General features: G+C 72.8%; 17 protein-coding genes and 1 pseudogene. 2 read left to right on the top strand and 16 right to left on the bottom strand.

Features of this window, described 5'->3' with window-relative positions:
* From HTZ82_RS13365 to HTZ82_RS13305, 12 genes and pseudogenes are all read right to left on the bottom strand, one after another.
* Positions 1 to 399, bottom strand: a 399-nt coding sequence (locus tag HTZ82_RS13365) for a TSUP family transporter (protein ID WP_175409573.1), incomplete at its 3' end; no start/stop codon positions are given.
* Positions 396 to 2,318 carry an MBL fold metallo-hydrolase gene (locus HTZ82_RS13355; RefSeq protein ID WP_309235451.1) on the bottom strand — a complete coding sequence of 641 codons (1,923 nt, stop codon included), beginning with the start codon at positions 2,316 to 2,318 and terminating at the stop codon, positions 396 to 398. The genes HTZ82_RS13355 and HTZ82_RS13365, both read right to left, overlap by 4 nt.
* A gap of 245 nt (positions 2,319 to 2,563) precedes the next feature.
* Positions 2,564 to 3,916: a cytochrome P450 gene (locus tag HTZ82_RS13350; protein WP_309235450.1), complete on the bottom strand. Its 1,353-nt coding sequence runs from the start codon at positions 3,914 to 3,916 to the stop codon at positions 2,564 to 2,566.
* Positions 3,917 to 3,932: 16 nt separating this feature from the next.
* Entirely contained in the window at positions 3,933 to 5,039 is a 1,107-nt protein-coding gene (locus HTZ82_RS13345; protein ID WP_175409572.1) for a selina-4(15),7(11)-diene synthase, read from the bottom strand.
* A gap of 162 nt (positions 5,040 to 5,201) precedes the next feature.
* Positions 5,202 to 6,638 carry a cytochrome P450 gene (locus HTZ82_RS13340; protein ID WP_175409571.1) on the bottom strand — a complete coding sequence of 479 codons (1,437 nt, stop codon included), beginning with the start codon at positions 6,636 to 6,638 and terminating at the stop codon, positions 5,202 to 5,204.
* On the bottom strand, positions 6,635 to 7,297 hold the full coding sequence (locus tag HTZ82_RS13335) for an ATP/GTP-binding protein (RefSeq protein ID WP_254711824.1): 663 nt from the start codon (positions 7,295 to 7,297) through the stop codon (positions 6,635 to 6,637). The genes HTZ82_RS13340 and HTZ82_RS13335 overlap by 4 nt, the downstream gene beginning before the upstream one ends.
* A complete protein-coding gene (locus HTZ82_RS13330) occupies positions 7,278 to 7,640 on the bottom strand; it encodes a DUF742 domain-containing protein (RefSeq protein WP_175409570.1) in 363 nt (120 codons plus the stop codon). Before HTZ82_RS13330 ends, HTZ82_RS13335 begins: the two co-directional genes overlap by 20 nt.
* The gene (locus tag HTZ82_RS13325) at positions 7,637 to 8,047 is read right to left on the bottom strand and encodes a roadblock/LC7 domain-containing protein (protein WP_175409569.1); all 411 of its coding nucleotides are present in this window, start codon (positions 8,045 to 8,047) and stop codon (positions 7,637 to 7,639) included. The genes HTZ82_RS13330 and HTZ82_RS13325 overlap by 4 nt, the downstream gene beginning before the upstream one ends.
* Positions 8,044 to 9,549, bottom strand: a complete 1,506-nt coding sequence (locus HTZ82_RS13320) for a sensor histidine kinase KdpD (RefSeq protein WP_175409568.1) — start codon at positions 9,547 to 9,549, stop codon at positions 8,044 to 8,046. Before HTZ82_RS13320 ends, HTZ82_RS13325 begins: the two co-directional genes overlap by 4 nt.
* Before the next feature lie 124 nt (positions 9,550 to 9,673).
* Positions 9,674 to 10,987: pseudogene (locus HTZ82_RS13315) on the bottom strand (cytochrome P450).
* Positions 10,984 to 11,760: an alpha/beta fold hydrolase gene (locus tag HTZ82_RS13310; protein ID WP_175409567.1), complete on the bottom strand. Its 777-nt coding sequence runs from the start codon at positions 11,758 to 11,760 to the stop codon at positions 10,984 to 10,986. Before HTZ82_RS13310 ends, HTZ82_RS13315 begins: the two are co-directional and overlap by 4 nt.
* A 185-nt stretch (positions 11,761 to 11,945) precedes the next feature.
* Entirely contained in the window at positions 11,946 to 12,332 is a 387-nt protein-coding gene (locus tag HTZ82_RS13305; protein WP_175409566.1) for a rodlin, read from the bottom strand.
* Positions 12,333 to 12,889: 557 nt separating this feature from the next.
* On the opposite strand from HTZ82_RS13305, the gene HTZ82_RS13300 reads away from it, so the two are divergent.
* Positions 12,890 to 13,819 (top strand): S1 family peptidase, encoded by a 930-nt coding sequence (locus HTZ82_RS13300; RefSeq protein ID WP_175409565.1) that lies wholly within the window; start codon positions 12,890 to 12,892, stop codon positions 13,817 to 13,819.
* Between the two features lie 118 nt (positions 13,820 to 13,937).
* On the opposite strand, the gene HTZ82_RS13295 is transcribed toward HTZ82_RS13300, so the two are convergent.
* The 4 genes from HTZ82_RS13295 to polX all read right to left on the bottom strand — a co-directional run bounded on the left by HTZ82_RS13295 (position 13,938) and on the right by polX (position 19,931).
* Entirely contained in the window at positions 13,938 to 15,485 is a 1,548-nt protein-coding gene (locus HTZ82_RS13295) for an MFS transporter (protein WP_175409564.1), read from the bottom strand.
* A 117-nt stretch (positions 15,486 to 15,602) separates the two neighbouring features.
* A complete protein-coding gene (locus tag HTZ82_RS13290) occupies positions 15,603 to 16,355 on the bottom strand; it encodes a hypothetical protein (protein ID WP_175409563.1) in 753 nt (250 codons plus the stop codon).
* Positions 16,352 to 18,100, bottom strand: a complete 1,749-nt coding sequence (locus HTZ82_RS13285; RefSeq protein WP_175409562.1) for a serine/threonine-protein kinase — start codon at positions 18,098 to 18,100, stop codon at positions 16,352 to 16,354. Before HTZ82_RS13285 ends, HTZ82_RS13290 begins: the two co-directional genes overlap by 4 nt.
* A 103-nt stretch (positions 18,101 to 18,203) precedes the next feature.
* Positions 18,204 to 19,931, bottom strand: coding sequence for a DNA polymerase/3'-5' exonuclease PolX (gene polX / locus HTZ82_RS13280; protein ID WP_175409561.1), 1,728 nt, complete (start codon positions 19,929 to 19,931; stop codon positions 18,204 to 18,206).
* Positions 19,932 to 20,013: 82 nt separating this feature from the next.
* Here polX and HTZ82_RS13275 point away from each other — a divergent pair, with 82 nt between their 5' ends.
* Entirely contained in the window at positions 20,014 to 22,746 is a 2,733-nt protein-coding gene (locus HTZ82_RS13275) for a SpoIIE family protein phosphatase (protein WP_175409560.1), read from the top strand.
* Positions 22,747 to 22,773: the final 27 nt, after the last annotated feature.

Below are 22,773 nucleotides of genomic sequence, written 5' to 3'. Positions count from 1 at the left end.
GTCGTCACCGTCACTGTCACCGTCGTCGGCCGTTCCGTCGGCCGTACGGCGCAGCATCCGCAGCGCGGCCAGGACGGCGACGAGCGCGAACCCGGCGGTGAGCAGCCGCCGCGGCACCCCGGCGGCGAGCGCCCCGGTGAGCGCGGCGGGCCCGGCACCGGCGGCGGCGAACAGCACGCCGGCCGCCCAGCGGACACGTCCGTCGCGGGCGTGCCCGTACAGCGCGGACGCGGAGGTGACGGTGACGATGACGAGGCTCGCGGTGGCGGCTTCGACCGGGGTGAAGCCGAGCAGATAGATCAGCGCGGGTACGGCGAGGACGCCGCCGCCCCCGCCGAGCGCGCCGAGCGCGAGGCCGACGACGGCGCCCGCGAGCAGGGCGAGGACGAGTGTGCTCACGCGATCGTGCCGCTGTTCCCGTGCTCGTCGACGACCGGGAACCCGGCCCCGGCCCACGCGCGCATCCCGCCCACCACGTCGACGGCGTCGGCGCCGCGCGCGATGAGGAGCCGCGCCGCCTCCTGCGACCGCTGCCCGGACCGGCAGACGACCACGAGGTCCCGTCCCTGGGCGGCCCCGGGCAGCGCGCACCGCCCCCGGAGCCCGGACAGCGGCACGTGCACGGCCCCGGGCGCGTGCCCGGCCCGCCACTCGTCCCCTTCCCGTACGTCGACGAGCACCGCCCCACCACCCCGCACCGTCCGCCGCCGGGCCTCCCCGACATCAACCCGCCCGACGGCGACACCCCCCGCCCCACCCCCGAGCCGGCCCGCACCCGCACCAGAACCGGCACCGGCACCGGCGTCCGACGCCTGCGCGTCGCCACCCCGGTCGTCCCCGAGGCGGCCCGCAGCGCTACCGGCATCGGCGTACGACTGCCGCTGGTCACCGTCCCCGCCGGGCCCGGGTCGGCCCGCACCCGCGACGGTGCCCGTCGCCGTACCGGCGGCCGGGTGGAAGGCGGTCTCCAGCGTGTTCGTGTCGAAGGTGTCGTCGACCGCGACGACGTCCCGTCCTGACGCGTCGAGGAGTGAGGCGGCGATGGCGGCGCGGAGGCCGCCCGCGCAGTGCACCCACACCGTGCCCGGGGGTATCTCGTGGGCGCGGTGGCGGAGTTGGTGCAGCGGGATGTGGACGGAGCCCGGGACGTGCCCGGCGCCGCGGCGCTCGGAGGCGCGGCGTACGTCCAGGACGACGACGGCGTCCGGCGCTGCGGCTCTGGCGGCGGCGAGGTCGGCGAAGGTGGCGCGGGGGTAGGAGCGCGGGGTGTCGCCGTCGCGGAGCCACGCCGTCGGACCGCCGGTGGCCGCCGCGGCCGGGCGGTCGATGCCGACGCGGGTCAGTTCGCGCTGGGCGGCGGCGAGTTGGGCGGCCGATTCGGCGAGGAGGGTCACCGGCCTGCCCCAGGGCAGCAGCCAGGCGAGGTAGGTGGCGAGTTGCCCGTCCGCCTCGAAGTTGAACGACCCGGCGACATGGCCCCGGGCGAAGGCGACGCGGTGGCGCAGGTCCACCACCCACTCCCCCGCCGCCAGCCGGGCGGCGATCTCGTCGGCGTCGGCCACCGCGGGCGGCGTCAGGTCGACCGGGGCCGGTCCCGCGGCGTTGGCCGGGCCCATGTGGGCGTAGTACGCGGGAACGTCGTCGAGCGCGGCGAGCAGTTCGGCGACGAACGTGTCGGCGTCCTTGGCGAAGGCGTCGTTGCGGGCCTTCTCCGCCCCGATGGTGGACGCGTCGGCCGCCCCGCCGGTGCGGGTCGCGGCGCAGAAGCTGCCGAAGCCGTGGGTGGGCAGGACGGCGGTGTCGTCGGGGAGTTCGCCGGCGAGCCGGTGGGCGGAGGCGTACTGGGCGCGGGCGAGTTCCTCGGTGAGCCGGGGCTCGACCAGGTCGGGGCGGCCGACGGTGCCGATGAGCAGGGAGCCGCCGGTGAACACGGCGACCGCCCTGCCGTCCTCCTCCAGGGCGTACGCGGTGTGGTGCGGCGTGTGGCCGGGCGTGGCCAGCGCGCGGAGGGCGAGGCCGGTGTCGAGGGCGTGGCGGTCGCCGTCGCGAACCGGGTGGTGCGGGAAGGAGACGCGCGCGTCGGCCGGTACGAGGTAGGTGGCGCCGGTGAGGCGGGCGAGGTCGAGGCCGCCGGTGACGTAGTCGTTGTGTACGTGGGTCTCGACGACGAGGGCGATACGGACCCCGCGTGCGGCGGCCGCGGCGATCACCCGGTCGATGTCGCGGGGCGGGTCGACGGCGACGGCGTACCGGTCGCCCCCGGCGAGATAGCCGCGGTTGCCGAGCCCTTGCGTCTCGATGGTGTCGACGAAGAACACGAGCGCGCTCCTTCCGGTTTCTCCGGATGTGTGGACACCCCAGGGGCATGGGTTGTACCCCGGGGGGTATATGGGTGGACCCTATCACGGGTACCCCGGGGGGTATTTTTGGAGCGGTACGGCTCCTCGCACAAGAAGGGATCGAGCCGTCCGCGGCGGGCGGACGCGGCCGAGAACGCCGACAGCGAAAGGCAACGGCCCCGGCCCGCCGTAAGGCGGACCGGGGCCGGGCGGCCTGCGGGACGTCAGCCGTCCCGCGGCTCCACGATCATCGGTACGTGGTCAGGGTGCGCCATCGCCGACGCCGCAGCCTTCGGGATGTGACCGGGGGCGGGTCGCAACCGCCAACGGCGAAGGATTGTCGCCAGAGCGATGGTCGCCTCCGTCCACGAGAAGGCATCGCCGATACACTTGCGATTGCCCGATCCGAAGGGGATGTAGGAGTGCCGGTCGACGCCGGCCGCCCGTTCCGGCAGCCAGCGATCCGGGTCGAAGGCATCGGGCTTCTCGAAGATGCCAGGGTCCCGGTGCATCGCGTACAGGCTGAACGCGACCTCCGCACCCTCCGGGATCAGATAGCCCCCCAGTTCCACAGGGGCGACCGTGCGACGCATCAGCAGAGTGACCCCGTACAGCCGGATGACCTCGTCCAGCACCCGGCGGACCGCCGTGAGTTTCGGGATGTCCGCGACCGTCACCGGGCGGTCTCCGAGTACCTCGTCGATCTGCGCGACCACTCGCTTCTCCACATCCGGATGCCGAGCCAGTTCGTGAAACGCCCAGGAGAGCGTGGACGCGGTCGTCTCCGTACCGGCGAAGAGCATGGTGACCAGTTCGTCGCGGACCTCCGTATCGGTCAAGGCCTCACCAGTGTCCGCGTCCCGGGCGTCGAGGAGGACGGACAGCAGGTCGGGGCTGTCCGTCGACCCGGAACGGCGCGTAGTGGCGATCACCTCGTCGATCACGCGCCGGAGGCTCTCCGCCGCCGCGTCGAAGTCGCGGTTGGCCCGTACGGGCAGCCGGTCGAGGAACTTCGGTGACGCGGCGCGTACCAGCATGTTCTTCAGGATGATGGGCAGGTCGCGCCGGACCGCGTCAACAGCGGGCCGGCCGATGTCGGCGGAGAACATGGTCGCTGCGAGGGTCTCGATGGTGAACTCCGCCATCGCCTCCTCAACAGCGATACGCTGTCCCGGAGTCCAAGACTCCGCGAGCGCCAGGGAACGCGTGCTCATGACGTCCGCGTAGCCCGCGATGCGCTGGTGGTGGAACAACGGCTGGACGAGCCGGCGATGCCTGCGGTGCACCTCTCCGGTGGCCGTGGCCAGACCGTTGCCGACGAGCGGCCGCACACGGTCGAAGAGGCGCCCCTTCTCGAAGCTGCGTGCCTGCTGCGTTGTCACTTCGCGCACCAGGGCCGGCGAGGTGGCCACATACATGGGCATCGTGCCGAGATCGACCCGCACGAGATCCCCGGTGTCCCGCAACGCGTTGAGGAAGCCGAGCGGGTCGCGCCAGAGCTTCCAGGCGTGACCGAGGAGCGGCAGCGCTCCGGGAGCACGGGGGACCGACTGTACCGACCGCACGTCAACTGCCACGGAAGAATCCTTTACTCTACGCGGTCTGCCGAAGGGAATCGCCCTCCGACAGCGAACGCCCGGCCCCGTGCAGGATGTCCCACCACCAGGCCACAGCCGGGATGTCGAGCGGCTCGCCGCTGCCGTCGACAGGGGTGTCACGGAAGAAGGACGGCATGTTCGCCGGATCGTCGGGAGTCGTGTACCTGACAGAACTAATGCCCCAGTCCTGGGCGCCGCGTATGAAGTGGCCGATGCTGCGCAGATACTGGCGGAGCATCGGGCTGCCGTCGTCGGACAGGTACTCCGTCAGGTCCATGAAGAGGCACATCACGCGGTCGCGCTGGGAGATGGCCGCTGTCAGGGCCTGTCCGGGGGTGAGCCCCTGGTGCTCCTCCATCACGCGCAGAGCGTTGAGGTAGTAGCCGGTGGACTTCTTCTCCTTCTTCTCCTTGTGGTACGAGAAGATGTCGTTGTCCCAGGTGATGATGAAGGACATCATCTCCGTCGCCGCCCGCACGGCGGTCCGTTCCCGTTCGTGGGGCTGGAGTTCGTAGCCGTGGGCCATCTCCAGCATGGGCAGCACCACGGTCGTGGCGCCGTCGTACAGCCTCATGAGGGTGTAGTCGTTGAGGTCCGGCACGGCGCCCGTGCGGCGGTAGGAGGCCTCCCAGACGACGGCGAAGAAATACTCGCGGAGCGTGTCCACCCAGCGCGCGGCCTGCCCCGGTGTGCCGTACCGGTCGACGCGCAGCCGCAGGTCGCGCAGGCCGGCGGCGAGCGGGTCGTCGAGCATGAACGGCACCTCGGGGTTCTGTGCCACGCGCAGCAGCCGGTGCAGCTCGGCCGCCAGCTCGCCCGGCCGGCGGCCGAGTTCGCCCTCCTCGCAGTGGCCATCGTCGACGGCGAACAGCCAGAGGATGAAGTCCGCGAGGAGGGACACGATCTCTTCGCGCCCCTCCGGCAGGATGCGCGCAGCAAACGTGCCAATCGCCTGGCTCACCAGCCGGCCGCGCAACTCGTCGGAACCGATCCGGAACGTCTCCGCCCAGGCCGCCGTCTGGACGTCGGCGTCCCCGTGGGACGGATGGATCGCCGGCGCGATGGGAGAGAAGATCGGCGGCACTATGAGCCCGGACCCCACAACGGCCTCCCCTCTTGTCGCGGGTGCGACATGTCACTCGGAGCAAAACACGTCAATAGACGCCACTTGCGCCACAGAAATGATCACTATGGCGCATAGTAGCCACTCGCTAGCCGTCAGCCAACAGGACAATCCGCCCAGCCAGAGGGAGATGAGTGCCGGTCACCCGCCCGTCCGGAAGAGCGACTTCCACCACGGTGTGCGGCTTTGACCAGGCCCGGAAGGCGTGGCGGAGACTGTCGGCTCGGGGACCGGAGCCGGATCCGGCAGGGGGCCTGGCATGGTCGAGGCGAAGTCGTTCGGCACCTTCGCGCCACCGGAGCCTGCCGACATGGGCGGCGTGAACTCGACGGGCAGAGCCTCCAGACGCCTGGAGAGCCACGCCGCCCGGGTCCTCAGTTCGCCCTCCGGGACGGCGAGCCTCAAGTCGGGCAGGCGGGCAAGCAGCGTGTCGATTCCGGTATCCGCGATGGCACGGCCGATGTCCTGGCCGGGACACTCGTGGGGGCCGCTGCTGAAGGACAAGTGAGCGCGGTTGCCGTGGAGGGGCCGGCTGAGGTCCGGGCGGATCTCCGGGTCGACGTTCCCCGCTGCCACGCCCAGCAACAGCATGTCACCCGCACGAATCTGCTGCCCGCCGAGCACGGTGTCGCCGGTGGCCCAGCGGCCGGGGATCGCCGACAGCGGAGGTTCGTCCCAGAGCACCTGTTCCAGAGCGTCCGGCAGCGTCATGTGCCCGCCGGTCAGGTTCGCGCGGAACCTGCGGTCGGTCAGCACCAGGCGCAGCATGTTCGCGATCAGATTGACGGTCGTCTCGTTGGCGGCGACGAGCACCAGACGCAGATGCTCCATGACCTCGTTGTCGGTGAGGCCTGCCTCATGGCCGATGAGGCGGCTGGCCAGGTCGTGCCCGGGCGTAACCTTCTTCCGCTCCGTGAGCATGCGCAGGGTGTCGACGACGAAGTCGTTGCTGGCCAGCGCTGTCTCGGTGCCCTTCATCAGGTCCAGGGCCGCCTCGACCAGCCTGGGGCCGTACTCCTCGGGCATCCCCAGCATCTGCGTCAGGACGAGCATGGGCAGTTTCTCGGCAAAGTCGGCGATCAGGTCCGCCTGCCCAGCGGCCGCGAAGGAGTCGACCAGCTGATTGGTGTAGCGGATGACGTAGCGGCGGATACCCCGGCGGTCGAACTGCTCCAGACTGTCGGTGACCGCGCCGCGAAGCCGCTCGTGGTCCTGGCCGTCGGCGAAGACGCAGATCGGCTGCCACTCGACCATGGGGCGCAGCGGTGAGTCGGGGCCGACGTGGCCCTCGCGGAACATCCGCCACAGCCGGGAGTCCCGCGAGAACCGCGAAGGCGACCGCATCACCTCCAGGTTCTCGCGGTGGCCCAGGACCAGCCAGGCCGGGAGGTCGCCGTGGAGGAGAACCGGGGCCACCGGGCCGTGCTCGCCGCGCAGCCGCTCGTACAGGGCCTTCGGGTCGGCCTCGGCCTCCGGGCCGTACAGCCGGCGCAGCCCCGCGGCGTCCATGCCGTGGGCGGGGCAGCCGGGCGGCGGGGTGAGGCCGGCGGCGGTGGGCTCGGCGTGGGGTGCGGTCATGACGCCTCCTGGGTCGTGGCGAGGGTCTGGAGGTAGCGCATCAGCGTCATCAGGACGTCCCGGCTGGAGGCGCGCTCCCGGGCGTCGCAGGGCACGATCGGTACGGACGGGGGCAGGTCGAGCGCGGTGCGCAGCTCCTCGACCGGGTAGTCCGGGGCCTCCGGGAACGTGTTGACGGCGACCACGAAGGGCACGCCCCGCTCCTCCAGGCGGCCCAGCACGTCGAAGCTGACCTCCAGGCGGCGCGTGTCCACCAGGACGACCGCCCCGAGTGCGCCCTCGAACAGGCCGCGCCACAGGAACCAGAAGCGCTCCTGGCCCGGTGTGCCGAACAGGTACAGCACCAGCTCGTGGTTGATGCTGATGCGGCCGAAGTCCATGGCGACGGTGGTCGACGTCTTGCCGTCGACGCCCGAGGTGTCGTCGACCCCGACCCCTGCCTGGGTCATGGTCTCCTCGGTGGTCAGCGGGCGGATCTCGCTGACGGAGCCGACGAAGGTGGTCTTGCCGACGCCGAACCCGCCCACGATCACCACCTTCACCGCACTGGTGGCGGTCTCCGGCAGCGCGTCCTCGGTCCGCGGCCCCCGCACCGCGACGGTGCCGTGCTGCTCGGAGCCCGAGCCGGAACCGGACTGCTCAGAGCTTCTGAAGTCCATCGATCACTGCCTCAATCAACGCGCGGTCGGGGAGTCGGGCGGGTGGGACGGGGGCGCGGGCCACGACCCGGCTCTCGGCGAGCAGGTCGCCGAGCAGGACCGTGACCACGCTGACCGGGAGGCTCAGGTACGCGGAGATCTCGGCCACCGAGAGCGGCGACCGGCACAGCCGCACGATCGCCGCGTGTTCCGGCTGCATCCCCGGTTTCGCCCCGGACCTCGCCACGATCAGTGTGACGAGGTCGAGTTCGGCGGGCGCCGGCCCGCCGCTGCGGCCCCCCGTGATGACGTAGAGCCGCTCGGGACTGGCTTCCTCCCAGTCGCCGCCGCCCGCTTCGCTCACCTGGCGCCCTGCCCGTCCTGGCGCGGCGGGCTGCTGAGGTGCTCCCCGATGCGCAGGACGAGGTCGCGCATGCGCTGGCCCATCAGCCCGGCGTCGACCCCCTCGTCGGCGAGGACCGCGAGATACGCTCCGGCGCCCGCCGCCATGAGGTAGAAGAAGCCGCCGTCCATCTCGATGACCACGAGCCGCATGCGCCCGTCGCTGTGCGGCAGTTCGGCGGCGACCGCGCCGGCCAGCGACTGGAGCCCGGCACAGGCGGCGGCGAGCCGGTCCGCGCTGTCGTCGTCCGTGCCGTACTGGGCCATGCGCAGGCCGTCGGCGGAGAGCACGACCACGTGACGGGTTTGCGGCACGCCTTCCGCGAGGTCCTTGAGCATCCAGTCCATATTGGCCTGCTGCTTGATCATTGCTGCGAGTTCCCCTTGCTTGCGTCGGTGGGCTCCCCGGACAGGCCGCTCTGGAAGGCGGCCAGCCACATCCCGGGCTGCACCTGAGGTGACGGCTCCTGGTCGGGAGCCGGTGCGGCGGGCGTCGGCGACGCCTCGCCGGAGGATGCGGCCGGTGCGGCGGCTGCGGCCTGCGGCGGCGTGGCGACCGGCTTCCTGCGGCGGCGTTGCGGCAGTCCGTTCGCGGTCCGCTCGACCACCGCCGGCGTCTCGGAGTCCGCCACCGGGCCGGTGGCGGTGCGCTCATCGCTGGCCGCCGGGGCCGCGCCCGGGACGGCCGGGGCGGGCGGGACGGTGGTGCGGGGTACGGAGGTGGCGCCGATGCCGTGGGCGAGGCCGGAGGCACCGGCGACGGTGGTGATCAGCTCCGCGGGCACGACGATGACGGCGCGGACACCGCCGTACGCGGAGGAGCGCAGCGAGACCTGGAAGCCGTACGCCTGCGCGAGCCGGCCGACCACGGCGAGGCCGAGGCGCGGGGTCTCCCCGAGGTCGTTGAGGTCGATGCCCTGCTGGGCCTGGCGGAGCATGCGCTCGGCGCGCTTGCGGGCCTCCTCGCTCATGGAGACGCCGCCGTCCTCGATCTCGACGGCGATGCCCGACTGCACGTCGACGGCGGTCAGATGGACCTTGGTCTGCGGCGGCGAGTAGCGGGTGGCGTTGTCGAGGAGCTCGGCGAGCGTGTGGATGAGCGGCTCGACGGCGGGCCCGGTGACGGCGACCTCGGTGACGGAGTGCAGTTCGACGCGCTGGTAGTCGATGATGCGGGACATGGCGCCGCGCAGCACGCTGTAGAGCGGGACGGCCCTGCTCCACTGACGGCCGGGGCGGGCGCCGCCGAGTACGGCGATGGAGTCGGCCAGGCGTCCGATGAGGGCGGTGCCGTGGTCGATGCGGAGCAGATCGCCGAAGACGTCGGGGCGGTTGCCGTGGCGGTCCTCCATCTCCCGGAGCTCCTGGGCCTGCTGGTGCACGATGGCCTGAACCCGACGGGCGATGTTCACGAAGGCGCGCTGCGCGGACTCGCGCAGGTCCTCCTCGGCGGTGACGGCGTCGACGACCACGCGGACCACGGCCTGGTGCTCCTCGGGCGCGGTGAGCGAGGCGAGGACGTCCTCGGGGAACTCGCCCTTCCTGAGCCGTTCGACGGCGTCCGGCAGCAGTGTCCCGGCCAGGTGGGCGGTCTCGGCATGGCGGCGGGCCAGGGCGGTGTCGCGGGCGGCGACGGTACGCCGCAGCTCCTCGATCCGCCGTCCCCGGCGTGCGGTCTCGGCCCCCATGGCCGCGAGGGCGAGGGCGGCGAACGCCCCGAGTGCCCCCACGGGAAGCCGTGCGGAGGCGGAGACCAGAGCGACCACCGTGACACCGGTGGCCACAGCGGTCAGAGCGGCAGGCAGCAGCCACACGAAAGATGCCGCGGACCGCGGGCTTCCACTTCCGGGCGACGATTCCTCACGGACCATCAGCACCCTCAAACCCATCGACGAGAAAGATCATATGACGACGGGGTGTGAGCATAGCCCGTTCAGGTGAATCTGTTTGACGCAGGGTCATGCGATGGCCCGATGTTTGCGCAAGGTTCCGTTTTCAGCCGGGCAGGCGCAGGGGGAGGGCCTTGATCCCGTTGATGAAGTTCGACACGAGGCGGCGCGGCGGGGCCGCGCAGAGGGCGGGCGCCGTGGGCAGGGCGCGCAGCACCTCCTCGTACAGGACGCGCAGTTGGAGGCGGGCGAAGTGGGCGCCGAGGCAGACGTGGGGTCCGTCGCCGAAGGAGACGTGCGGGTTCGGGGTGCGCGTGAGGTCCAGCCGGTGGGGGTCGGCGAAGAAGCGTTCGTCGTGGTTCGCGGAGGCGTGGAAGACCACCACCTTGTCCCCCGCGCGGATGGCCCTGCCTGCGAGTTCGTGGTCGCGGGCGGCGGTGCGGCGGAAGGTCAGCACGGGCGGGTGGCGGCGCAGCAGCTCCTCGACGGCGGTGGGGAGGCCGGAGGGGCGGTGTCGCAGTGCGGCGTACGCGCCGGGGTGCTCGGCGAGGAGGAGCAGTCCTCCGGGGGCGGCGCTGCGGACGGTGTCGTTGCCGGCGATGGTCAGCAGGAAGAAGGACATGCCGAGTTCGGACGCGGTGAGGGCGCCGTCGCGGCCGTCGCCGGCGGTGGCGAGGGTCGTCATGATGTCGTCGCCGGGGTGCTTCCGCTTGTGGGCGGCGAGCTGTTCGGCGTACGCGAACATGTCGCGGAGCAGCGCCGGCGAACGCGGGTCGAGGGGCTTGCCGTCGGGCCCGGTGGCGGTCGGTCCTGCCTCGTCGGGGTCCTGGTAGCCGATGACGCGCCGGGTCCAGCGCAGGAGGAGGGCGCGGTCGCTCTCCGGGACGCCGAGCAGGTCGGAGAGGTTCAGCAGGGCGTAGTCGTCGGTGACGGCGGAGACCAGGTCGCAGGTGCCGTCGCCGTCGCGGGCGGCGGCCAGGGCGGCGACGAGCGTGCGGGCGCGGTCCCGGGCGACGGCGGCGAAGCGGTCGGCACGGCGCGGTGTGAAGGCGCGGCTCACCAGGCGGCGCAGCCGGCCGTGGCCCGGAGGGTCGTGGTTCAGCATCATGCCCCGGATGAACGGCAGGTCGGCCGGGTCCGGGATGGGGGTCCCCCCTGCTCGAGCGAAGCCGAGAGCTTGGGGGAGGATCTGCGTGGCGCCGAGGTGCGAGGAGTACGTCTCCGGGTCCTAGAGTACCCGTACGACGTCGGCGTGCCGGGTGACGGCCCAGAACCCGGGCCCCGCCGGCCGGCCGAGGACCTCCGGCTCGTCCTGCCAGGCCACCGGGTGGTGGTCGCGCAGGACGCGGTAGCGATCGTACGGGATGCCGTCGGCGTACCGGCGGGGGTCGAAGACGTCGGGGACGGGCGGGGCGCTCATCCGGTGGCGGCCCGGAGGAAGTCCTCGACGGTCCGGATGAGGTCGAGGGGTGTCTCGTCCATGGCGTAGTGACCGGCGGCGGGCAGTTCGACCAGCTCGCCGCGCGCGTACCAGGTCATCCAGGTGGCCCGCATGACGTCGGCGGAGAGGGCAGGGTCGAGGGCGCCGACGACGGCGAGCGCGGGAACGGCGGCGCCCTCCACGTCGGCGTGGAAGTCGTCGCCCGCCCAGGAGTCCAGCCAGGCGCGGAACGCCTTCGGGTCGCTGCGGTCGAGGGAGCGGGCCACCATCCGGTCGAGCCAGGCGGCGGGGCGGCTGCCGCCGGTGGTGAAGTCGATGATGGCGCGCCGGTTGTCGGGCCGTTCGGCGGCGCCCGCGAACAGCTCCCACTGCTCGGGCGGCAGCGGCAGACCGGACGCGGGCACGGGCGAGACACCGACGAGGCTGCGCACCCGGTGCGGGGCGAGCGCGAGGACGCGCTGGGCCACCGCACCGCCCATGGAATGGCCGACGAGAGAGAAGGTGTCCCAGCCGAGCCGGTCCGCGAGCGCGATGAGATCGACGGCGGCCTCGCCGGTCGTGTACGCGCCGGGGGCGTCCTTCGCGTCGCCGTAGCCGCGCAGATCGGCGACGGCGTACTGGAACGCGTCGCGGTCGAGGTCGGCGGTCAGCGGGTCGTACGCGGTCCGGTCGGCGAACCAGCCGTGCACGGCGATCACCTTGTGGGCACCTGTGCCGTGCAGGTCGTGGGGAAGGATGAGGGACGTGGTCACGCGGGCTCCCGTGGTGGTCCGTTGGGCACCGGCGGGGTGTCGCCGGCGCCCACCGTGCCCTCAACTCCCCCGGCGCCGCCCCTCGCAAACGCGCGCCTGCAAAGGACGAGGGTGCGGACACGACCGCGGGCCGGCCGGTCGAACCGGCCGGCCCGCTGTGCGGAACCGGGGGGGGTGACGTGACGTCAGCGAGCGGCCACGGCGGCGTTCTCCGCGACGAGGTTCTCCACCAGGTGGGACAGGGCGCTGTCGCCCTTGACCGCGGTGGAGTTCTCGGCGCACTGCTGGTTCTGCGTGTCGTTCACGAGGTCCTGGACGCCGACGTTGATCAGCAGGATGTTCTGGACGTCCGCCGCGATCGGGACACCGGCGCACAGCTTGTTCAGCGACCCCTGCACGGCTCCGAACTGGGGGCTCAGCTCGCCACCCGTGACGGTGTTGCCGTACGACTGCTCGGAGAAGTTGCCGTTCTGCGTGTCGACACCGTGGTCACCGACGGCGAACGCCATCGGAGCGCAGGCACCCAGGGCGGCAGCGGCGACGCCGGCGGTGGCAACAACCTTCTTGATCATGTTTCTTCCTTCTCGTCGGGAGACCCAGCGACCGGGCCCCCTTGCTAACCGGTGCACTCCAGGCACGTCACGGTCATACGCCAGGAAGCAGGCACTTTCACCCATGTGTCGCATTCATCTCACAAGCCCCTCGCCGCAGGGCCCCCAGCGGCTGCGGAGCGGCGGCGGTGAGCGCGGCGACGGATTCCGGACAGGCGGCCGCGCTGCGCGAACGGGAGTGATTGACGCATAAAGGTGTGATGAGTGAGGCCCACCGGTATCCGGTACGGCCCTTCCGCTCTCCCGCACGCACGCCCGGCGGCCCCGGCCAGGGTGACTGACGCATGGTCATTTCGCCTGCTCCTGACCTCTGTTCGGACGCCGCGACGACCGACTCGCCCGAACGCGCGTAGATCGACCGAAAGCCCATCTTGCCGCCGAGCGCAACCGGATTGGAAGATTCATCCGATGAGTTGTCAGGCACATGGCGAGCCCGGGACACACCTTCCGGCCCTCGCCGGTGCCCTGTCGGGCCCGTCCACCCAACGGGCCCTTCCGATCCCCCACCGGAGGACGCAGTGAACTTCAAGCGCTTCACCCCCCGCAGCGGTGCCGTGAGAGGCGCCCGGCTGACCGCCGTGGCCGCCGCTCTGGTCACCGCCACCGCGCTTGCCGCCCCCGCCGCCGGGGCGAAGACCCCCGACGCCGACGCCACCCGGGCCACCACCACCGAACTGGCCCAGGTCAGCGAGGCCGTCCTGGACGCCGATGTGCCGGGCACCGCCTGGTACACGGACGCCGAGTCCGGCAAGCTCGTCGTGACCGCCGACTCCACCGTCTCGGCGGCCGAGCTGGCCGAGATCAAGAAGGCCGCGGGCAGCAAGGCCGGCGCCGTGGAGATCAAGCGCACGCACGGCACGTTCAACAAGCTCATCGCCGGCGGCCAGGCCATCTACGCGGGCGGCGGCGGCCGCTGCTCGCTCGGCTTCAACGTCCGCAGCAGCAGCGGCGCGTACTACGCCCTGACGGCCGGTCACTGCACCAACATCGCCAGCTCCTGGTACACCAACTCGTCGCAGACCGCGTCGCTCGGCAGCCGCGCCGGCTCCAGCTTCCCGGGCAACGACTACGGCATCATCCGGCTCTCCAGCTCCTCGCTCGCGGACGGCCGGGTGTACCTGTACAACGGCAGCTACCGCGACATCACCTCCGCCGGCAACGCGTACGTCGGCCAGACCGTGCAGCGCAGCGGCTCCACCACCGGTCTGCACAGCGGCCGCGTCACCGGCCTGAACGCCACGGTCAACTACGGTGGCGGCGACATCGTGCGCGGCCTGATCCAGACCAACGTCTGCGCCGAGCCGGGCGACAGCGGCGGCGCCCTGTTCTCCGGCTCCACCGCCCTCGGCCTGACCTCCGGCGGCAGCGGCAACTGCTCCTCGGGCGGCACCACGTTCTTCCAGCCGGTCACCGAGGCCCTGAGCCGGTACGGCGTGAGCGTCTTCTGATCCCCACCACCTCACGCACCCCCCACCCGGGCCGGCGGTCCGCCTCGTGCGGACCGCCGGTCCCGGCATGTCACCGGGCGGCGGCCGCCCCTCCCGCCGTGCGGCGGCACACGAGCCGTCAGCCTCCGGGGCCCATCCCGTTTCCCTTGAGGCGTTCCAGGTCGTCCGGGCGGACCTGGACGACCAGCAGGGCGATCACCGCGCCGGCCGCCGCGAAGACGGCCGCCAGGATGAACGCCGCCGAGACGCCGGACGTCAGCACCTCGTGCGCCCACGGCGGCGGCAGTTCGCCGGTGCGCTGGAACCGCAGGCGCTCGGCGGCGGTGGCGCGGGCGAGGAACGAGGCGATCTGGCGATGCGCCTCGCCGGCGCTGGCCGTGCCGAAGACCGTGACCAGGATGGACAGGCCCAGCGAACCGCCGACCTGCTGCGTCGCGTTGAGCAGCCCGGACGCGGCGCCCGTCTCGCGCGTGCGGACGTTGGACAGCGCCATCAGCGTCAGCGACACGAACTGCATGCCCATGCCCATACCGAGGACGAGGACCGGGCCGAGGATGCTGCCCGCGTACGTGGAGTGGACGTCGGTCAGCGTCAGCCAGCCGAGCCCCGCCGCGGCGAGCAGCGCGCCCACCACCATGAACGGCTTCGGCCCGTAGCGCGGCAGGAGTTGCGCCGCGGTACCCGCGCCGACCGCGATGATCGCGCTCACCGGCAGGAAGGCGAGGCCCGCCTGGAGCGGGCTGAAGCCCAGCACGTTCTGCACGAACAGCGTGAGGAAGAAGAACATCCCGAAGATCGCGGCGGCGAGGCAGAGCATCATCCCGTACGTGCCGGCCCTGTTGCGGTCCGTGAACATGCGCAGCGGCGTGATCGGCTGCCGGGAACGGCGCTCGATCAGGACGAACACCGTGAGGGCCACCGCGGCCACGCCGAACGACGCGAGCGTGAGCGCGTCGCGCCAGCCCTCCTGCGCGGCGCGGATGAATCCGTACACGAGCAGGACCATCCCGAACGTGGAGGTGAGCGCGCCGGCGACGTCGAAGTGGCCGGGCTGCCGCTCCGACTCCCTGATCCAGCGCGGGACCGCGAGGAGGATCAGCAGGCCGATCGGCACGTTGACGAAGAACACCCAGCGCCAGTCGAGCCATTCGACGAGCATGCCGCCCGCGAGGAGCCCGATCGCGCCGCCGCCCGCCGACACCGCCGCGAACACGCCGAAGGCGCGGTTGCGTTCGGGGCCCTCCCGGAACGTCGTACTGATCAGGGCGAGCGCGGTCGGGGACGCGATGGCGCCGCCGACGCCCTGGCAGGCCCGCGCGGCGAGCAACTGCCCGGAGTTCTGGGCGAGTCCGCCGAGGAGCGACGCGAGGACGAACAGCGCCACGCCGACCATGAACATGCGCCGCCGCCCGAGGATGTCGCCGGTGCGGCCGCCGAGCAGCAGCAGACCGCCGAAGGCGAGCGTGTAGGCGTTGATCACCCAGGACAGGCCGGTCGTGGAGAAGTCCAGGGAGCGCTGGATGTGCGGCAGGGCGATGTTGACGATGGTGATGTCGAGAACCACCATCAACTGGCAGCTCGCGATGACCAGCAGGGCGATTCCGCTGCCGTCGCCCCGCTTCGGGGTGGCGGCCCGCGACACGGAAGTCGGCCGGGGCGTCGTCATGGCTCAGCGCCCTCGTACGAGGGCCGTCGGTGGACGCCGGGACGCCGTCCACTGTTCAACGCTAAGCCCGGGTAAGGGAAGCCACCACTCGAACGGGCCCGTCCGGGTTGCCGGAACTCAGCCGCAGCGGTACGCGAAGGAGGTGCCCGCGCCGTGCCGGCTCGGCGTCAGCACCTCCAGGTCGGCGCGTGCCGTGTAGGCGCCTTCGCCGCTGAACGTCCACAGCAACTGGAGCCGCGCCTCCTTCTGGCCCCCGCGCACCCTCTCGGTCAGCACCGGCGACGCGGAACCGTCGCTGCGCAGCCAGCGGTACGTCAGGGTGCCGGGCCGCCCGTCGGTCCGTACGAGGCCCACGACGGCGGCTGTGCCGCCGCAGGCGTCGCCCGATGTGCCGGTGAGCTCGACGCCGTCGGTGTGCACGGTGACCTCGCGCACGGCGACCGTCGGTCCGTACCGCTGCCACGCGAGGAAGGCCAGGACGCACAGGAAGACGAGGGCGGGCAGCGCGAAACGGCGCGCCGGCGACGGGCGCCGCGCACCGGGCCCCGGGGTCGGCAGGATGGGGACCGGCGGCGGTGGGGCGGGGGGCACGCCCGGGCCGAAGCGCAGGACGGTGAGCGGCCTGGTGTCGTCGACGGGCGTGGCGCCGGGCAACGGCCGCGTGTCGTGCACCGTCGGCCGCGTGTCGTGGACGGGCGGCCGGGTGTCGTGGACGGTCGGCCGGGTGTCGTGGACCGGCGGGGCGTCCTGGACCGGCGGGGCGTCGGGTGCCGGTTCGGGGCGCTGGATCCAGTGGCTGGCGAGTTCGGTCGCGCTGTAGTCGGGGTCGTCGGCGCTGCCGGGGCCTGGAGGGACGGGGTACCGGTTCATCGCAGGTCGCACCGCCGGGTGAGGAGCTGGGCGGAGGAGCCGCCGTCGGCGGACGCGGGCCGGGTGGTGGCCGCCACGCGCCAGTAGCAGGCGGTGTTACGGAACGTGTGGGTGACCGTCACGGTGTAGTGGGTGGCGCCGCTGCGGCGGAAGGTCTGGGCCGTACCGTCCTGCGTGGCGTCGCCGGCGCCCGAGTCGGCCGTGGACCAGGTGACGACGAGGTCGACCGGGCCTGTGCCGTCGGTGGCGATCTCGAACGTGGCGGTGGCCGTGGAGGCTCCGGTCTGCCGGAACTCACGGACCGTCACGCCCTTGACGTTCGGGGGCGCCGTGGTGGGCGGGGTCCGGGGCGGCTCGCTGGAGGTCGCCGGGGACGGGCTCGTACCGGACGGGGGCGCGACGGAGCCGGGACCGCCCGGGACGGCGGGCGAAGGGTCGGTGCCCGGGTCGGGCCTGGGGTCGGCGGGGTGCGGGTCGGCGGGGTGCGGGGCCGGGTCGTCGCCGGACGTCGGGGGCTCGTGGGGGCTCTCGCCGCCGTGGCCGTCGCCGCCGGGCGGCGTGGACGGGGATCCGGGCGCGTGCTCCGGCGGCGCCGTGCTCTGGCCCCCCGCCGGCGGGACGGGCGACAGCTCCGGGGAGGGCCCTGGCACGGGCGTGCCGTCCGGTGCGACGCTCGTCGTGGCGGCCGCCTGGGCGGCGGCGTCGTCCGACACGGCGGTGCCGGGGCCGGGCGCGAGCAGCAGGATCAGGGCGAGGAGCAGGACGCCGGACAGGGTGGCGGCGGCGGCGCCGTTCGGCATCCAGGAGCTCCACCAGGCATCGTCGCCCCGCCCCAGCGACGTGGTGGCCAGGTCGGTGGACGACTCGGCGCGGTCGCCGGCGGTCGGGAAGAGCAGCGGGAGCAGCGCGGCGAGGGCGGCGAGCCTGCCGCGCCCGCGCTCCTCCCAGTGGGGGCCGTACGCGGCCCCGGCGACGCGCTCCAGCTCCTGGACGAACGCGGCGGCCTCGCGCGGCCGGTCCTCGGGCGCCTTGGCCATGCCGCTGCGGACCAGCGGCAGCAGCGGCTCGGGGACGCCGTCCTCCGGTACGGGTGCGTCGACGTGGCGGAGCGCCAGTTCGGCGAGGTTCCCGCCGGTGAACGGCTTGCGTCCGGTGAGGCACTCGTAGAACGTCGCGGTCGCCGCGTACACGTCGGCGGCGGGGGACGCGGGTGCGCCGGTCCACTGCTCGGGCGCCATGTACGCGGGGGTTCCGGCGACGGTGGCGGTGGTGCCGTGGCCGGTGGCGATGCCGAAGTCGACGAGCTTGGAGGCGCCGTCGGCGGTGACGAGGACGTTCTCGGGCTTGTAGTCGCGGTGGACGACGCCGGATGCGTGGGCGGCGGCGAGCCCGAGCAGGGAGCCCTTGAGGATCGTGAGGGCGGCCTCGGGTCCGACGGGCCCGTGCTGCCGCAGCAGGGCGCGCAGGGCGATGCCGTCGACGAGTTCCATGACGATGGCGGCGCCCTCGGGTGCCTCCACGTACTCGTACAGGCGGGTGACGTACGGGGACTCCAGGGCGCCGAGGAGCCGTGCCTCGTCGCGGAAGGTGTGGAGGAACGCGGGGTCGGAGCGCAGGGCCTCGCTCAGGTGCTTGACGGCGACGGGGACGCCGGTGGCGTCGTGGACGGCGCGTACGACGCGCCCGCTGGCTCCCGAGCCGAGCTCGCGGGTCTCCGAGTAGCCCGGCACCGACCACGCGTTCATACGGCCTCCTCACGGCCCTGGGGGCTTGTCCACCAGAGGGACACGATTTCGCCATGGCTGGTTCCCGGGGCAAGGTACCGGTTCGCGCGGAGGGCGGGTGCGGTCAGGTGTCCTGGCCGCGGAGGAAGCGGCGCAGCCTGGTCAGGGGCCACGCGTTGACGACGTCGTCCTTGGTGAGCCAGCCGCGCTGGGCGGTACCGACGCCGTAGCGCAGGTACGGCAGATGCGTGGTGGCGTGGGCGTCGGAGTTGACCGCGAACTTCACGCCGTACTCCTTGGCGCGGAGGATGTCCTCGTCGCGGAGGTCGAGCCGCTCGGGGTGGGAGTTGATCTCCAGGGCGGTGCCGGTCCTGGCGCAGGCCTCGAAGACGGCGTCGAAGTCGGCGTCGATGCCGGGGCGTTTGCCGATGAGCCGGGTCGTGGGGTGGCCGAGCACGGCGACGTGCGGGTTCTCGCAGGCGCGGACGATGCGGCGGGTGAGGGCCTGGCGGCTCTGGTTGAAGTGGGAGTGGACGGAGGCCACGCACAGGTCGAAGCCGTCGAGGAAGTCGTCGGGCCAGTCGAGCTCGCCGTCGGGGCCGATGTTGAGCTCCGTACCGTGCAGGAGGCGCATGCCATGGTGCGCGCGGTCGAGGGCGCGGACCTGTGCGCGCTGGGCGAGGATCTTCTCCTCGGTCATGCGCTGCATGGCGAGGTTGGGGGCGTGGTCGGTGACGGCGTAGTAGGCGTAGCCGCGTTCGGCCGCGGCGGCGACCATGGCGTCGAGCGGGGCGAGTCCGTCGGTGAGGTCGGTGTGGGTGTGCAGGTCGCCGCGGATGTCGCGTTCCTCGACGAGGTCGGGGAGCTCGTCGCGCAGCCCCGCGGCGATCTCGCCGCGGTCCTCGCGGAGGGTCGGCGGGATCCAGGGCAGGCCGAGGCGTCCGTAGATGTCCTCCTCGGTCTCGGAGGTGATCTTCCGGCCGCTCTCGGCGTGGAAGAGGCCGTACTCGGAGAGCTTGAGCTTGTGGCGGACGGCGATCTCGCGGGTGCGGATGTTGTGCGCCTTGCTCCCGGTGAAGTACTGGAGGCCGGCGCCCCACGACTCGGGCGGCAGGACCCGCAGGTCGACCTGGAGGCCCTTGGTGGTGCGGATGGAGGTCTTCTTCTCGCCCTGGGCGATGACCTCGGCGGTGTACGGAAGGCCGGCGAGAGCCTCCATGAACGGCTCGGCGTGCGCGGCGGCGACGAGGACGTCGATGTCGCCGATGGTCTCGCGCATCCGGCGCAGCGATCCGGCGTAGGCGCAGCGGTCGCAGCCGGAGACCGCGGACAGCTCGCCGACGACCTGTTCGGCGACGTCCAGGGCGGCGCTGATGAGGATGCGCCCTTCGCCGGCCTGCTGCATGAGGCGGATGCCGTGGAGGATGTTCTCCTCGGTCTTCTCTCCGAAGCCCTTGAGGTCGCGGAGCTGCTCCTCGTGGATGGCGTCGAGGAGCTGGTCGACGGAGGAGATGCCGAGTTCCTCGTGGAGGACCAGGGCCTTCTTGGGGCCGAGGGTGGGGATGGTGATGAGTTCGCGGACGCCGGCGGGGATGGTCGCCCGGGTCTCCTCGATCGCGGAGACGCGGCCGGAGCGCAGGAACTCGACGACCTTCTCGGCGATGGACCTGCCGACGTTGGGGATGTCCTGGAGCCCCTTGATGTCGAGTTTCGACACGTCGGCGGGGTGGCCGCCGATGGCGCGGGCGGCCTTCTCGTAGGCGCGTGCCTTGAAGGCGTCGCCCCCGCTGATGGCGATGAGGTCGGCGTACTCCTGGAGGAGGGCTTCCACCTCGTCGTTGGCGCGTCCCATATCTCCTGGGTGCTCAGTCCTGGGCGGGCCATGCCTGTGCGCGCGGTCGCCGGGAGAACACGGCCGGTGTTAGAAATGGGGCATGAGGGCCAAGAGTGGACGTCCCGGGCGGCCCGGGCGCCGGGGGTGGCTGGGCGTGCGCAGCGCCGCCGGCCAGGTGCTCTTCCTCCAGATCGTGGTGGCCGCCGTGCTGATCGTCGCCGCCATCGTGGCCCTCATCTACGAGTCGCGGTACGACAGCGAGCGCGACGCGCTGAATCGTTCCCTCGCCGCCGCGGAGTCGTTCGCGGAGGCTCCCGGCACCGCGGCGGCGCTGCGGTCGGCCGACCCGGGCGCGGTGCTCCAGGAGCCGGTGGAACGGGCGTGGACGGGCTCGGGGGTGGACTTCATCTCCGTGATGAGGCCGGACGGCATCCGTGTCGCCGACAACGAGCAGTCCCTCGTCGGAGAGCGCGCGGAGGGTGTGCAGCGTGCGGCCGACGGGTGGGGGTTCACGGAGATCTTCGAGGGCGAGCCGAACGACGCCGCACGCGCCGTCGTGCCCGTGACGGCCCCCGACGGCACGGTCGTGGGCATGGTCGCGGCGGGGGTCAGCATCGAGAGCGTGGGGGACGCCGTCGACCGGCAGCTGCCGCTGTACTTCGGCGCGGGCGGCGTGGCACTGGCCCTCGCCACGGTCAGCGCGCTGCTGGTGAGCCGGCGCCTGCGGCGGCAGACCCACGGTCTCGGCCCGGCCGAGATGACGCGCATGTACGAGCACCACGACGCCGTCCTGCACGCCGTACGGGAAGGGGTGCTGATCGTCGGCGAGGACGGGCGGCTCACGCTGGTCAACGACGAGGCGCGCCGCCTCCTCGACCTGCCGCCCGACGCGGAGGGCCGCCCTGTCGCGGAGCTGGGCCTGGCCCGGGACACGGCGGAGCTGCTGGCGTCGGGGCGCCCCGTGACGGACGAGGTGCATCTGGTGGGCGACCGGCTGCTCGCCGTGAACACCCGGCCCACGCGTCCGTTCGGCGGCCCGTCCGGGACCGTCGCGACGCTCCGGGACACCACCGAGCTGCGGGCCGTGACGGGCATGGCGGAGGTGGCGCGGGAGCGGCTGACGCTGCTGTACGAGGCAGGGGTGCGGATCGGCACCACGCTGGACGTCGTACGGACGGCGGAGGAGCTGACGGAGGTCGCGGTGCCCCGGTTCGCGGACTTCGTGACGGTGGAGCTGCTGGACCCCGTGCTGCGCGGCGAGGAGCCGTCCGAGGCGCACGCGGTGATGCGGCGGGCGGCCGTCAGCGGCGTACGGGACGACCATCCGCTGCAGCCGGTCGGCGACGTGATCCGGTTCGACGTGGCGACGACACCGATGGCGGCGGCGCTCGACAGCGGCAGGGCCGTCCTGGAGGCGGACCTGACCCTGGCGCACGGCTGGCGTGAGCAGGACCCCGAGGGCGCCGACCGGGCGCTCGCGTACGGGATCCGCTCGCTGGTGACGGTGCCGCTGCAGGCGCGCGGGGTGGTGCTGGGCCTGGCCGACTTCTGGCGCTCGGAGCGGTCGGAGCGGTTCGAGGAGGAGGACCTGGCGTTCGCGGAGGAGCTGGCGGCGCGGGCGGCGGTGGCCATCGACAACGCGCGCCGGTTCACGCGCGAGCACACGATGGCGGTGACGCTGCAGCGGAGCCTGCTGCCGCGGGTGCTGCCCGAGCAGGACGCGGTCGACATCGCGTACCGCTATCTGCCGGCGCAGGCGGGCGTGGGCGGCGACTGGTTCGACGTGATCCCGCTGCCGGGGGCCCGGGTCGCGCTGGTGGTGGGTGACGTGGTGGGCCACGGGCTGCACGCGGCGGCGACGATGGGCCGGCTGCGGACGGCGGTGCACAACTTCTCGGCGCTGGACCTGCCGCCGGACGAGCTGCTGGGGCACCTGGACGAGCTGGTGTCCCGGATCGACGAGGAAGAGAGCGGCGAGGGCGCCGCGGGCATCACGGGGGCGACCTGCCTGTACGCGATCTACGATCCGGCGTCCGGGGCGTGCTGCATGGCCACGGCGGGCCACTTCGCCCCGGCGGTGGTGCGGCCCGACGGGACGGTGGAGTTCACGGACGTGCCGGTGTTCCCGCCGCTGGGTCTGGGCGGCGGCCCGTTCGAGACCCGGGAGGTGCGGCTGTCCGAGGGCAGCCGGCTGGTGCTGTACACGGACGGGCTGATCGAGCACCGGGACCGCGACGTCGACACGGGGCTCCGGCTGCTCGGCAGCACGCTCGCGGACGGCGGGGCGCGGACGCCGGAGGAGACCTGCCGGGCGGTGTTCGAGGCGATGCTGCCACCGCACCGCAGCGACGACATCGCGCTGCTCGTGGCCCGTACGCGGCTGCTCTCCGACGAACAGGTCGCGGACTGGGACGTGCCGCGCGATCCGGCGGCCGTGGCGCCGGTCCGCGCCGCGTGCGGGCGGCAGCTGGAGCAGTGGGGCCTGGAGGAGATCGGGTTCACGACGGAGCTGATGCTGAGCGAGCTGATCACCAACGCGATCCGGTACGGCTCCGAGCCGATCCATGTCCGGATGCTGCGGGACCGGGCGCTGATCTGCGAGGTGTCCGATGGCAGCAGCACCTCGCCGCATCTGCGGCGGGCGGCGACGACGGACGAGGGCGGGCGCGGTCTGTATCTGGTGTCGCAGTTCGCGGGGCGGTGGGGGACGCGGTACACGCCGAGCGGCAAGGTGATGTGGACGGAGCAGCCGCTGGCGGGCGGGGCGCCGCTGGTGGCGCCGCTGTTCGACGACGCGCTGGACGACGCGGCGCTGGGCGACGCGGCGTGGTGACCCCGGACCGGGCGGCGCCGGGCGACC

The sequence above is a fragment of the Streptomyces sp. TRM64462 genome (genome assembly GCF_013362995.1).
GTDB lineage: Bacteria > Actinomycetota > Actinomycetes > Streptomycetales > Streptomycetaceae > Streptomyces.
The sequence above is the reverse complement of the archived record's forward strand: the minus strand, read 5'-3'. Positions and strand labels throughout refer to the sequence as shown.

Coding starts and splice junctions, on each gene's coding strand:
- HTZ82_RS13340 (WP_175409571.1), bottom strand. CDS start 6,638: ATGACCGCACCCCACGCCGAGCCCACCGCCGCCGGCCTCACCCCGCCG.
- HTZ82_RS13335 (WP_254711824.1), bottom strand. CDS start 7,297: ATGGACTTCAGAAGCTCTGAGCAGTCCGGTTCCGGCTCGGGCTCCGAG.
- HTZ82_RS13325 (WP_175409569.1), bottom strand. CDS start 8,047: ATGATCAAGCAGCAGGCCAATATGGACTGGATGCTCAAGGACCTCGCG.
- HTZ82_RS13320 (WP_175409568.1), bottom strand. CDS start 9,549: ATGGTCCGTGAGGAATCGTCGCCCGGAAGTGGAAGCCCGCGGTCCGCG.
- HTZ82_RS13305 (WP_175409566.1), bottom strand. CDS start 12,332: ATGATCAAGAAGGTTGTTGCCACCGCCGGCGTCGCCGCTGCCGCCCTG.
- HTZ82_RS13295 (WP_175409564.1), bottom strand. CDS start 15,485: ATGACGACGCCCCGGCCGACTTCCGTGTCGCGGGCCGCCACCCCGAAG.
- HTZ82_RS13290 (WP_175409563.1), bottom strand. CDS start 16,355: ATGAACCGGTACCCCGTCCCTCCAGGCCCCGGCAGCGCCGACGACCCC.
- HTZ82_RS13285 (WP_175409562.1), bottom strand. CDS start 18,100: ATGAACGCGTGGTCGGTGCCGGGCTACTCGGAGACCCGCGAGCTCGGC.
- polX (WP_175409561.1), bottom strand. CDS start 19,931: ATGGGACGCGCCAACGACGAGGTGGAAGCCCTCCTCCAGGAGTACGCC.
- HTZ82_RS13275 (WP_175409560.1), top strand. CDS start 20,014: ATGAGGGCCAAGAGTGGACGTCCCGGGCGGCCCGGGCGCCGGGGGTGG.